The following is an 11,439-nucleotide window of genomic DNA, read 5'->3' on the forward strand; positions in this document are numbered from 1 at the left end:
CCACGGTATTCGTGGCGACAGCGCATTCCGCCCTGGATTCCTGGATGACCGGAGTCCGCCGGCTTGGGTGGGGCGTCGCCAAACACTGCGTAACAGTCAGAGTTTTTGACTTGGCACCTAGAGCCGGACACCGAGGGGGTTGGCACCTAGAACATGAACTTCGGCCCGAAGTACGCAACGATGGGCACAACAGCCAGTATTGCCAGCACGAGTGCGAGGACGGCGGTCTTCCGGCGCGACGGTGGCTCATCGGATGAGAGAGACTGGCAGGCCAGAAAGGCAAAGAGCGGTGCGAGAACCGGGGTGGCGAAGCACAGCCCAATGAAGGTGAAGATTCCGGAGAAACCGAATAGGGCCGAGGCGGGTTCCTCGACGGCATCGGCGACGAATAGTGAGAGGAACCCAAGCACCCAGCCGCACAGAATGATGACGGAGCCCCACAGGGCGAGTTTCTCGTTGAAGACTCTTGCCAAGCCACGGCGCGGAGGCAGACCCGATTCCTGGGATTCTTCGAAGGCCTTGGGCGCGGTGGGCTCGGCGTTCTGATCCATGGAGCTGTCCTTCTTCGGTATCAGTCTGTGGCGCTGCCATCGGCTGAGTGAGCGGTAAGTCTGTTTTCGCGCAGTGTAGCAGTGGTTGTTGCTGGGAGCAGTCGTCCGGAGCTGCGTTAAATCTGTGACAAACGAGTTTAAAGTTTCGCGTGTTGCATCTGTGACTAATGTTGTTAAAGAGGTAGTGTGGCGCGCATGAGCCATGCACGTCGCCTTGTTACCGCCGCCGTTACCGCAGTAGCGGCCGTGGCACTGTCCGTATCCACCGCCGTTGCCATCCCGTCCTACGCACCTTCTGGTGTGGATGTCTCCGGCAATAACCACATGTCCCTGCGTGGGATCGACTGGAATGCCGTGAAGTCCGACGGCCAGTCCTATGCCTTTGTCAAGGCCACCGAGGGCGTTGGGTTTGTCAACAACCACTTCGTGCGCGATGCCAATGCCGCAGCAGCTGCTGGGCTCAAGGTTGGCGCCTACCACTACGCACGCCCGGCGGGTGACGCCAAGCAGCAGGCAGCCAGCTTTGCCTCCCAAATCGCGCTGGTGCCGACGCAGACCCTGCCGCCGGTGCTTGACATTGAGGTTGATGAGGGCCTGAGCGCTAAGCAGTTGGAGGAGTGGATTGATACCTTCATGACGGAGGTAAAGTCCCTGACAGGCCGCACCCCGATGTTGTACACCTACAAGTACTTCTGGATGGGTCAGATGGGTAACACCACGCGCTTCTCCGAGTACCCGCTGTGGTTGGCGGCCTACCAGGATACCGCGCCCGAACCGGTTGGAGGCTGGGACAAGCTGGCCTTCTGGCAGCGTTCGGGAAGCGGCCGCGTGGCCGGCATCGAGACCGATGTGGACATGAACCTCTTTAACGGTACTGAAGCCCAGCTGCACTCCTTCTCCGGTGGCAACTACATTGACTTCGGTGGCATCTTGGATGACTTGGTCATTCCGGGTGTGGACCTTGGTGATGACGCCGGTGTGCTGATTGCGGGTATCCTGGCCCTAGCAGCGGGTGCAGTAGCCGTTCCTGCCGTAGCGGATGCCGCGAAGGATGCGGGCTTGGACGTGGATCCGACCGGGCTTGTGAAGCAGGCAGAAAAGCTGCTCAACACTGGCGCTATTAGCACCGATGACCTCAAGGACATGTCCAATAACGACGCCAGCATCGGTGACCTGGCCATCTTCCTGGATAACGCACAGCACCTGCAGGACGTCGACGCGGATAACGTAAGCCAGCAGGATGTAGAGAATGCAGACCGCGCCGCACGCAGCGCTGGTCACGCCGCAGGTGTAGCCATCCCAGCGTTTAATTCCAAGCAGGTAGCGGACCTGCTCAATAGCCTGCGCTAATCGTTGTTGGTTGCCACGGTATCGCGCCGCGGGGCCGCGCCCTTAAAAAAGCGGCGGGTCCAGGACTCGTCGCGGAAGTGTGCAGGCACGGCACCGGAGAGTAACGGCTTGGCCAGTGCAGCGGCTTCGGGGGAGCCGTCCGCGGGTAGTTCGGTATCTGAGCCAATGAGAATGATGTTGCCGTAGCGCCGGCCTTTAAGCATGGGAGGGTCGGCGATAACCGCGACGTGTGCGAAGACTTCTGCCATCCCGGCTAACTCCGCCTTTGCGCCCTGGAGATCGGAATGGTCACCGCAGTTGGCCACGTAGAGGCCACCGGGGCATAGTGTTGCATGGGCGTGCTGGAAAAATTCTTGGGTGGTGAGGGGCTTCGGGGTTGTATCACCCGCGAAGACGTCTCGGATGATGACGTCGAAGCGGTTCGGCGGGAACCCTTCTGTGACCTCTCGCGCCTCGCCGGCGCGGATTTTGACGCGGGGCGCGGAAGGAATATCGGCCAGCTCACGGATGAGCTCCGCTAGCTTGGCGTCGAGTTCGACCACAGTGTTGTGGGAATCCGGCCACAGGTCAGCCAAGTAGCGTGGTAGCGAGCAACCACCGCCGCCCAGGTGGAGTAGGCGTTTGCCAGGTGCGAGATTCTCTACCGCGGCGGCGATCCAGCGCATGTACTCGAACTCTAGGCTGCGCGGCTCATCGGGGATGAGGTGTGAGGAAGGTACGCCGTTGACGTTGAGGATGAAGGCGCCGTCGTGGAAAGGATCCGGCTCGACGACGAGTTCGCCGGTGGAAATCTCGTAGGTGCCCGCGATGGAGTTGGTGGTGTTGCGCTTTCTGCCCATAGTGCCTCTTAGCTTAGGGAATAGGCTGCGTGGTTCGCGTGTTGGGGTATGAGGTACACCGCGACTAGCCTTGGTGGACAACAAAGCAACGAGAAGGGGAGAGCATGCGAGTATTGGTAGCCATGTCCGGCGGCGTCGATTCCTCGGTGGCTGCAGCACGCGCAGTGGAAGCAGGCCATGACGTCATTGGCGTGCACTTGGCCCTGCACAAGGATGCACAGCAGACCCGTGAGAAGGCACGCGGATGCTGCTCCCTAGAGGATTCCGCCGACGCCCGCCGTATATGCGACAAACTCGGCATTCCCTTCTATGTATGGGACTTCTCCGAGGAGTTCAAGGAAGCCGTCATCGGGGATTTCGTGGACTCCTACGCCCGCGGTGAGACCCCGAATCCGTGCCTGCGCTGTAATGAGAAGATCAAGTTCGCAGCCTTGCTGCGCAAAGGCATGGCGCTGGGCTTTGATGCAGTCGCCACGGGTCACTATGCCACCATCGACTCTGATGGCTACATGCGCCGCTCCCTGGATGAGAACAAGGACCAGTCCTACGTGCTGGGGGTGATCACCAAGGAAGAGCTGGACCACTGTTTCTTCCCGATTGGAGATACCCCGAAGCCGCAGATCCGCGAGGAAGCCAAGCGCCACGGATTCTCCACTGCGTCCAAGCCTGATTCTTATGACATCTGCTTCATCCCGGACGGCAATACCCAGGCCTTCCTGGGCCGTTCCATCGGACTGCGTCCGGGGATGATCGTGGATACCGAGGGCAATGAGCTCAAGGAACACGATGGCGCGTGGAACTACACCATCGGCCAGCGCAAGGGCCTAGACATCAAGACACCGACTGCCGACGGCTCCCCACGCTACGTCACCGACATCGACGCGGCTACCGGCACTGTCACCGTGGGATCGCGCGCCGACTTGGCTGTGACCCACATCGAGGCTGACCGCCTGAAGTACCTGCACCCGGCGATGGAAGGTGACTTCGACTGCGAGGTGCAAGTTCGCGCCCACGGCTCCGTCGTTCCCTGCCATGCTCACGTGGACCGCGAGGCCGACCGCATGACGCTGGAGCTTAACGAGCCCCTTTCTGGTGTAGCCCGCGGCCAGGCCGCTGTGCTCTATTTGCCGAGCCCGGATGAGCTGGGAGATATTGTGCTCGGTTCCGGCACCATCTGCGGGACTGAGTAGATGACGGGATTCGCACTGGGGCCTATGCCCGGTACCTCCATCGCGGAGGCCGCAGACATCATCATGGGGGAGACTGAGCTGCCCGCTATTCCGCAGCTGCCCGAGCGTGGGTTGGGCTCCGATGCGGTGGGCCGCACGGCCAGCATGCTGGAGGCTATCTCCATCGACCGTGGCCCGCGTTCCTGGCGCATGACGGCACGCCCGCAGTTGCTCACCCGCCGCACAGGGGACCGCTTGGAGCGTGACCTCGACGAGGTCCAAGAGGTCTGGGGTGAGAGCGTGCCGCGCGTCAAGGTGCAAGCACTTGGCCCCTGGTCGCTGGGGGCGAGCATTGAGCTTTCCGACGGCCACCGCGTCCTCACCGACCGCGGCGCCTTCACCGAGCTTTCCGAGTCGCTGCTTCATGGTGTCCACGCCCACGCCGCGGATGTCGCGCGCCGCTTCCACGGGGAGGTCGTCGTCCAGCTCGACGAGCCCCTGCTTGCCGACGTTGTGGCCGGGCGCATTCCTGGCACCACCGACTTCGATACCATCCCTGCTGTCCCGGACGAGGTCGCGTTTGACCTCCTGCAGTCCTTCGACGCAGATTACCTGCACGCCCCGCCGCTGTGGTCCCTCGCGCGTGCCGCAAAGACCTTCCTCACGACTTTCCGCGGCCTAGACACCCCGCGTCACCTCGACGGCCTGGGTGAGCACTTGAATGCCGGCCACCGCATCGCTCTGGGTATCGAAGGTTCCGATTCCCGCGCGGAGGCCATCACGCTGGCCCGTCACCTTGACCGCATCGGCATGCCACGCGAGCTGCTCATCGATCATTTCGACGTCTACCCAGTCAAGGCCTCCGCTCGTTCACTGCGCTCGGTATCCGAGACCGCCGATATCCTGGTTCGCGACGCCGGTGACCTTTAACCCAGTTGTTAATCGACTCGTCCTAGGCTGTCTGTAGCGGTGAAGTAAGCCTCCATATACGGGATGACGAACTGGAGCCTGCCATGGGCGGTGGGTTCGATCAGGTCGGCGTCGATAAGCCTTTGGCGTGTGGCAGACAGCGACCGGACTGTCCGGTCCTGGTGTGTGGCAATGTTCTTGATCTCTGCTGTGCCGTCCTCCATGACCGCGCTCATCGCTTCGAGGAAGAGACGCTGCGCCGGCGGAAGCGCTAGGGTAGCGGGCTGGTGGACCTGAGCGCCGAGAACTGAGATCGCCTCGGCTGACACCGCCGCGACGTCGCGTTCCTCGATGCTGCTTCCGCCCTCACGATGAGCCTTTCCCCAAGCCAGTGAGCCTACGAGCTGCACCATGTAGGGGTAGCCGCGCGATAGCCGCACAGCGGCCGCTACCGCATCGTCGGTGAACTCGAGCCCCGACTGCGCGGCGGTCTCGGTGAACGCTACCTCGGCGTTCGCGGGGGAGAGTGGCCCCAGAACGAACTTCTGCGCGCGGCGCAGGAAGGTGACCCCCGGCAGATCCAGCAGGCGGTTGACTCCCTGCGGAAGGCCCGCGGCGACAATAGCGACGACGAGCTCATCGCGCACCAAGTCTTGGTAGGTCACGGCCAGGGAGGTGAGGTCCTCGGCATCTGCGTCCTGTACCTCGTCGATAGTCAGCAGCACGCCCGTGCCTTTCAGTAGTGCTAAGAGCTCGCGCAGTCGGGTGTTGAGCGTGGGTTTATAGGCTTCCTCGGTGTTGTGTTGGATGCCGATGGTTGCCACTCCGCCAATGCCAACTCGGTTAACCTTGCTCTTATCCGCTGGGGCTAGCTTGTCTATGATGCGCGGGATGGTGGTGTCCACCAGTTCCTCCACCATGGAGCTGCGTCCCGAGGCTCGGAGGGTAATCCACCCGCGGCTCGAGGCGATATCTTCGAGCTCATTGAGCAAAACTGTTTTACCGATACCGCGGGCGCCGCTGATGATGAGCGAGCGGCCCGGACTTCCAGGCTGGGAGTCAAGCGCAGCCCGGAAGGTGTCGAGTACTGCCGTGCGGCCGACCCAGAAGAGTGGTGGCACGCCGAACGTGGGGCGGAAGGGATTCTCATGCTGGGACATAGGCCCATCCTAGAGCATTGGGAGATTTGGGAGACTTTTTAAAATCCGGAGATTTGGGAGACTTTTGACGGTTAAGGCAAGCTGTTCAAGTCAATCGAGTTGGGCCACGCGGCCATGAGGCGAGTGTCTCGACTAACGAGAGGAGCTTCGAAGATGTTGGACACTGCTACATAAGCTGAATCATAGATGGAGAAGGTGTGTCGACGGCTCCAAACGTGGTTGGCGATGTCGCCTACGTTTATCAACTCAATGTTGAATTCCATGACATCGTTAGCGAGAAAGCTTGCCGTAGCGCTGTCGATTGCTTCTGCTCGCTCCAACCTTTTCAGCACGCTTAGGCACTCCAAGGGCATGTGGCTCGGTGCAATGAAATCTGCCTCGGGATAAGCAGTGCTAAGCCGTTGAAGCGCATCGCGTTTCAAGAGGAACTCGATCGCTGCTGAGGCATCGATGACTAACAGCGGCATGAAGCGTCCCGTGCTTCACGTATTGCGGCCACCACGTCAAAGTCCTTCTTGAGCTGAACGGGTTCGCGCTGCGAAAGCTCTTCCAACTTTTCTTCCAAGGTTGGGCGAGAAGCGACCTTTTCAAGGGTCTCTCGCAGGTAGCTAGAAAGTGAAACGCCCTTACGGTCAGCACGCATTTTAAGAATGTCGACGACGTGAGCATTGACATCACGGATCTGAACATTGATAGTTTTCGGGTTTGTCATACCCGCCATAATAGTGCATGCAATATGCATGCACAATGGATAACCTTAGGAATTTATTACCTCGCCCGCCCGCCAAGTCACCGCGCCGGCGTACAGAGCACATGCGGCAATGAAGCCATACCACCAGAAGAAGTGGAGGCCGTTATTCCAGGGCATGGCAAGTCCGATAACGGCGACGGCGAGGGTCTTCATCAGGGCGGAAATAACGCGTGAGATCGTCTTTTTGGGGACAATGATTGCTTTCCATGCGGGCCCTAGAAGGGAAGCAATGATAACGATCATGTTGATAGTGAGGACCACGGTTTCTCCTTAGTGCGCGAGCCCGTCGAATAGTGCTTGGGCTAGGTCTTCAGTGTCGGTGAGAGAATCGTTGTTGGCGAAGGCGGCGCGTTTGGGGGCTTTCACGAAACCACTTCAATCTTTTTACGAAACCTCCTGCCAGCCAAAAAATTAGCCGCGAACGAAAAAATGACCCACTCCCTTCGTTTGGAGGGGTCATTTTTTCTTGGTCTCAACGTCGTTTTAGGCCCAATTTCGGCTCTCGCCCACGACCTCTAGGCCACGGGCTTCGTCTTCGTTGTTGAGGACCAGCCGGTGGTGGCTTCGTTCGCTGGGTGGCGGGGTCTTGTAGCGCTCCATGGCGGTCTTGTTGCTGCGATCACGCGGGACTGGCTGCGGGTAGTTGTTGGGGTCTGAACCGAGAGGGGTGCGCCCGGTCGGGGCCGTTTGGAACGCAGTTGCTACGTCAGAGCCCGAAGGCTCCGCCGCTGACGAGGATCGCTATGCCGAGGCCGATGAGAACGATGGGAAAGAGGATGTGCTCCCAGCGTTCGAGCACTTCCGCGATCGGGGGGCGAGTAGCGACGTACTTTGCCAGGGCTACCAGGACCGCAACGAGCGCGAGGAAGATAACGCAGTAGGCGACTACTGCGAGAGGTTCCACGCTGAGGAATACAGGGGTGTAGACGCCGATGTTGTCGCCACCGTTGGCAAAGGTGACGCCTGCGACTGTCCCCACGCCGACCTTCTTGCCGGCAACCTTGGCCTCGTCGTCATCGTCGTCGTCTCCGCGCCAGGCCTGCCATGCGGCCCAGAGGCCGAGGCCCAGCGGGATGAGACCGAAGTACGGGATGGCTGTCGAGGGCAGGAATGCTCCGGCGCCCATGGTCACTAGAACCGCGGCACCGAGGATGCCCGCGAATCCGAGGTACTGGCCGGCCAGAATGCGGGCGGTGGTGCCGCGCTGGCCTGCCCCTCGCGCGAAGAAGAGGGAGAGCACGATGATGTCGTCGATGTTGGTAGCTGCGAACAGGCCTATCGCCTGCAAGGCCGAGGTGAGGATCATGCGTCCTCCCCAGCTGCGTAGCACCCGGGAAGCGAGCAGGCGGGATCGATGCACGGGGCGTCTTCGTCTACTGCCAAGGTGGCATCGACCAATGTAGTCAGCGCCTGTGCCAGGTGCGGATCGGCGATCTCGTATTGCGTCCGACGCCCCTCGGGCTCGGAGACGACAATCCCACAATCGCGCAAGCATGCGAGGTGATTGGACACATTCGAGCGTGTCAGGTCCAGATCTCGGGACAGTTCCGCCGGGTAAGCGGGGTGGTCGAGCAGAGTCAAGATGTTCCGGGATCGAGTGGGGTCGGCCAGCGCACGACCCAGGCGGTTCATCACGTCGAGACGCGAAGCAATAGTCAGCATGCGCTGAACTATACAGCGTTCGCTGAACTAGTCAAGTTCCGGATAGCGATGCAGCTGTGTGCGCTGCTCAAGAGGCAGTGGAAGTAGCCGAGATGGCAGAGATTCCGGCAAAGTTGCGAAAGCAGCGTCGCCAGCTCGAGATTCAAGTTGCGCACGAGCCTGGCGTAGTTCGCGAGATCCGTTTTGAGGGCCCAAGCAATGACCCGAACGGGACAAAACTCGATGGCCTCATCGTCTTGAACTGGGAAGGCTCGAACAATCTTATCTACCTCATCCGCAGCCTTGACTCGATTCCCGTTTGCAGCGGGGACACTTCAGGGTCGGACGACGGTTCGCGCCGCCAGCACGCTTCTGAAGGGTGGCAATTACGGTGGGGGCGACGCCATGGATGTGGACCGTGCGGGGAGCGGGAGCAGTCATACCGTCAGTGTACGGGGACTTAGATTGTGTTTGCGGGCTTCGAGGTCATAGCCCGCCAAGCCACCGCGCCGGCGTACACAGCACATGCGGCGACGAGGCCATACCACCAGAAGAAGTGGAGGCCGTCATACCAGCGCAGGGAATTTCCGATAAACACTAGGACGAGGGCCGTAATCGCTACGGAAATAGCGCGATAGACCGTCTTTCCTGGGGTGGTGAAGGCCTTCCATGCCGACTGAAGGAGAGATGCAATGATAATGATCATGCTGATGGTGAGGAACACGGTATCTCCTTAGGATGCGAGCTCGTCGAAAAGAGCTTGGGCCAGGTTTTCGGTGCCGGCGAGGGAATCGTTGTTGGCGAAAGTAGCGCGTTTGGTGGCCGGATCGATGATAAGCATCGTGGAATAGCCGTAGGTGCCGCCGTTGTGCCAGTACCCAGCTTTATCCTCGCTGGGAGGCTGCCAGCCATAGGCGATATCGCCATTGTCCATGAACCACTCGGCGAACTTGGCCATGTCACTTGCCGTGGAGCGGATAGCGCCCGCGGGCGCAGAGCCATCCATCTCCCACGGCTCAGCGTGGCGGCCGGTGGGGGTGAGGCCGCGTGGGGCGTCGTCAGGCACTGAGCCTGGCGTCATGAGGTAGGTTTCCGTCATACCGGCTGGCTCGAAGATGCGTTCTTTGAGCATCTGCTCATAAGGCTGCCCGGCAACGGTCTCGAGCATGTGGCCTAGGAGCCCATAGCCAAGATTGGAATAGGATTCTTCGCCGCGGCCCTTTAGCTCGGCCTTCGTGGCGGCGGCCATGATGTCCTCTACGGTCTCGCCTTCATAGGGGTTCGAACCGGTGACACCTAAGGCGAGACTGCTGAGGAGGCTCGCGCTCGCCAGTCGTGGTAGGCCAGAGGTGTGGTCGAGCAGTTCCCGCACGGTGGCGTCAGCGACTGGTGCATTGCCGACATCGAGGACCTCGCCCACAGTGGTGTCAGGTTTCAACTTTCCTTCTTCGACGAGCTGGTGGGTCAGTTCGCCGGTGAACATCTTGGTCACGGAGCCGATTTCGACCTCTGTGTGCTCGTCGCTGCCCAGCCCCGCGAAGGTGGCCTTGCCGTCCTTGAGAGTGAAGGCGGTGAGATTGTGGAAGCCGGGCTCGGAGTGCTCTTCCAACTGAGCAGCTAAGGTTTCGTCGCCAGTCTTGTCTTTCGCCAGAGCAATTCTTTGCGGCCCCGTGATGAGCAGGACGGTTGCAACGGCAATGGCAGCGATGACGGCTAGGGAAATTCTACGCATTAGTGATCCTCGCTTGCCGTGATGATGGTCAGCAGGGGGATAACTCGGGCGGGGCGGATGGCATATTCGCCACCGGACTTTGTGGTCCAACTGGCATGGGTCAGTGCGCTCAAGTGGTGATAGGCGGTGCCTGTGGAGGAGACGATGCCCTCTTCGACGAGCTCAGCGGCTGTCGCGGGCGCGGCGAGGAGGCGGCGCAGGATTTCACCGCGGACCGGATGTGCGAGCGCGGATAGGCGCTCGAGGTTTTCTGTCCAGTCCTCGTCGGTGATGAAGTTGGTGGGGCGCTGCCATTGATAGGCATAGGTGCGCTTGCCGACGTTTATGTTGCCGCCAAAGATGACGGAGCCGTCGGGAAGCTGCTCGTTGGGTGCGAGGGCGTCGACCAGCCAGTAGGCCGAGCTTTCTCCAGTGGCGGATGCGGGGTCGGCGTCAGTGGGTGTGGTGCGCCCCTCAAGCGCGGCGACGCGCGTTTCAAGTTCGGCGAGGCGTGCTTCGACTGTCGTTTCCATGTTTTCTAGAATTCCAGAACTCTAGAAAACTGGCAAGGGGGCAGGCTTAAGAAATCATCGGCCATGCGGTGGAGACATCGGAGGCATCGCGCCCGCGGCCTTCCAGATACTTCTTGAAGGATTCGCGGTCCTTGTACCACTCCACGGCCTGGTACTCCATGAGCTCGTTGGTATCCATCTGTGCTAGCTCGGGGAAGTGCTGGCGCACCTGCTTCCAGGCCACGCGGGCGGCCGCGAGGGCGTCAGCAGTCGCCTCATGCGCGTTGCTCAACTCCACGCCGTAATGGGCGGAGACCTCCTCCAAGGTGCGCTTGCCCTTGCGCCACTTATCCTTAACGCGGTCGATGACGAAAGGATCGAACACTGGACCGTCGACCGTGAAGTCCCCGGTCAGTGCGCGCAGTACGGAGAGATCATAGGCGGCGTTGTAGACAATGAGCGTAAGCCCTTCATCCCAGGCCCGATAGATGGAATCGACCGTTTCCTTGAGTACCTCCTCGTGCGGGCGACCCTCCGCGCGGGCCTTCTCGGTAGTGATGCCGTGGATCTTGGCGGCTTCCTCGGGGATTTCCACGCCGGGGTCAGCGAGCATTTCCCGCTTATCCACTTCGCGCCCGTCGATACGCACCAGGGCAGAGGTGACGATGCGGGCTTCTTTGGGCTTTACGGAGGTGGTTTCGAGGTCGAAGGAGAGCATGCGGGTGGCGTCGAAGTTCATGGACAACACTCTAGCGCCCGGCTCGGACATGCACTGTGGAAGTACTGCAGAATGACGGACGAACCTTTGCAGAATGACCATCCGCAGGTCACAGGCATGTCCGGCAG

15 protein-coding genes are annotated in these 11,439 nt (G+C 60.6%); 3 read left to right on the forward strand and 12 right to left on the reverse strand.

Annotated elements, in window-relative coordinates:
* Positions 1-146 precede the first annotated feature (146 nt).
* Positions 147-551, reverse strand: coding sequence for a hypothetical protein (locus CAURIM_RS05640; protein WP_201828351.1), 405 nt, complete (start codon positions 549-551; stop codon positions 147-149).
* A gap of 195 nt (positions 552-746) precedes the next feature.
* On the opposite strand from CAURIM_RS05640, the gene CAURIM_RS05645 reads away from it, so the two are divergent.
* The gene (locus tag CAURIM_RS05645; RefSeq protein ID WP_201828350.1) at positions 747-1,901 is read left to right on the forward strand and encodes a glycoside hydrolase family 25 protein; all 1,155 of its coding nucleotides are present in this window, start codon (positions 747-749) and stop codon (positions 1,899-1,901) included.
* Here the strand turns inward: CAURIM_RS05645 and CAURIM_RS05650 are convergent.
* Positions 1,898-2,740 carry a spermidine synthase gene (locus CAURIM_RS05650; protein WP_070644607.1) on the reverse strand — a complete coding sequence of 281 codons (843 nt, stop codon included), beginning with the start codon at positions 2,738-2,740 and terminating at the stop codon, positions 1,898-1,900. The two genes, CAURIM_RS05645 and CAURIM_RS05650, sit on opposite strands and share 4 nt — an antisense overlap.
* A 104-nt stretch (positions 2,741-2,844) precedes the next feature.
* Between CAURIM_RS05650 and mnmA the strand changes: the two genes are divergently transcribed.
* Together mnmA and CAURIM_RS05660 are read left to right on the forward strand one after the other, a co-directional pair.
* Positions 2,845-3,930 (forward strand): tRNA 2-thiouridine(34) synthase MnmA, encoded by a 1,086-nt coding sequence (gene mnmA, locus CAURIM_RS05655; protein ID WP_201828349.1) that lies wholly within the window; start codon positions 2,845-2,847, stop codon positions 3,928-3,930.
* Positions 3,931-4,839: a uroporphyrinogen decarboxylase/cobalamine-independent methonine synthase family protein gene (locus CAURIM_RS05660; protein WP_201828348.1), complete on the forward strand. Its 909-nt coding sequence runs from the start codon at positions 3,931-3,933 to the stop codon at positions 4,837-4,839.
* A gap of 8 nt (positions 4,840-4,847) precedes the next feature.
* Here the strand turns inward: CAURIM_RS05660 and CAURIM_RS05665 are convergent, their stop codons facing one another.
* The 10 genes from CAURIM_RS05665 to CAURIM_RS05710 all read right to left on the reverse strand — a co-directional run bounded on the left by CAURIM_RS05665 (position 4,848) and on the right by CAURIM_RS05710 (position 11,332).
* Complete coding sequence (locus CAURIM_RS05665; protein ID WP_201828347.1) at positions 4,848-5,978, reverse strand: ATP-binding protein; 1,131 nt, start codon at positions 5,976-5,978, stop codon at positions 4,848-4,850.
* Between the two features lie 71 nt (positions 5,979-6,049).
* Positions 6,050-6,445 (reverse strand): type II toxin-antitoxin system VapC family toxin, encoded by a 396-nt coding sequence (locus CAURIM_RS05670; protein WP_201828346.1) that lies wholly within the window; start codon positions 6,443-6,445, stop codon positions 6,050-6,052.
* Positions 6,433-6,690: a hypothetical protein gene (locus CAURIM_RS05675; RefSeq protein WP_236659283.1), complete on the reverse strand. Its 258-nt coding sequence runs from the start codon at positions 6,688-6,690 to the stop codon at positions 6,433-6,435. Before CAURIM_RS05675 ends, CAURIM_RS05670 begins: the two co-directional genes overlap by 13 nt.
* Before the next feature lie 45 nt (positions 6,691-6,735).
* A complete protein-coding gene (locus CAURIM_RS05680; protein WP_201828344.1) occupies positions 6,736-6,990 on the reverse strand; it encodes a hypothetical protein in 255 nt (84 codons plus the stop codon).
* Positions 6,991-7,435: 445 nt separating this feature from the next.
* Positions 7,436-8,035 carry a cadmium resistance transporter gene (locus tag CAURIM_RS05685; RefSeq protein ID WP_201828343.1) on the reverse strand — a complete coding sequence of 200 codons (600 nt, stop codon included), beginning with the start codon at positions 8,033-8,035 and terminating at the stop codon, positions 7,436-7,438.
* Positions 8,032-8,391: a Cd(II)/Pb(II)-sensing metalloregulatory transcriptional regulator CmtR gene (gene cmtR / locus CAURIM_RS05690; RefSeq protein WP_201828342.1), complete on the reverse strand. Its 360-nt coding sequence runs from the start codon at positions 8,389-8,391 to the stop codon at positions 8,032-8,034. Before cmtR ends, CAURIM_RS05685 begins: the two co-directional genes overlap by 4 nt.
* A gap of 439 nt (positions 8,392-8,830) precedes the next feature.
* Positions 8,831-9,094, reverse strand: coding sequence for a hypothetical protein (locus tag CAURIM_RS05695; RefSeq protein ID WP_201828341.1), 264 nt, complete (start codon positions 9,092-9,094; stop codon positions 8,831-8,833).
* Positions 9,095-9,103: 9 nt separating this feature from the next.
* Positions 9,104-10,102, reverse strand: a complete 999-nt coding sequence (locus CAURIM_RS05700; RefSeq protein ID WP_201828340.1) for a serine hydrolase domain-containing protein — start codon at positions 10,100-10,102, stop codon at positions 9,104-9,106.
* Positions 10,102-10,614 carry an ArsR/SmtB family transcription factor gene (locus CAURIM_RS05705; RefSeq protein ID WP_201828339.1) on the reverse strand — a complete coding sequence of 171 codons (513 nt, stop codon included), beginning with the start codon at positions 10,612-10,614 and terminating at the stop codon, positions 10,102-10,104. Before CAURIM_RS05705 ends, CAURIM_RS05700 begins: the two co-directional genes overlap by 1 nt.
* A 46-nt stretch (positions 10,615-10,660) precedes the next feature.
* Positions 10,661-11,332, reverse strand: coding sequence for a 3'-5' exonuclease (locus CAURIM_RS05710; RefSeq protein WP_070644614.1), 672 nt, complete (start codon positions 11,330-11,332; stop codon positions 10,661-10,663).
* Positions 11,333-11,439 lie beyond the last annotated feature (107 nt).

Origin of the sequence: Corynebacterium aurimucosum (assembly GCF_030408555.1) — a bacterium.
GTDB lineage: Bacteria > Actinomycetota > Actinomycetes > Mycobacteriales > Mycobacteriaceae > Corynebacterium > Corynebacterium aurimucosum.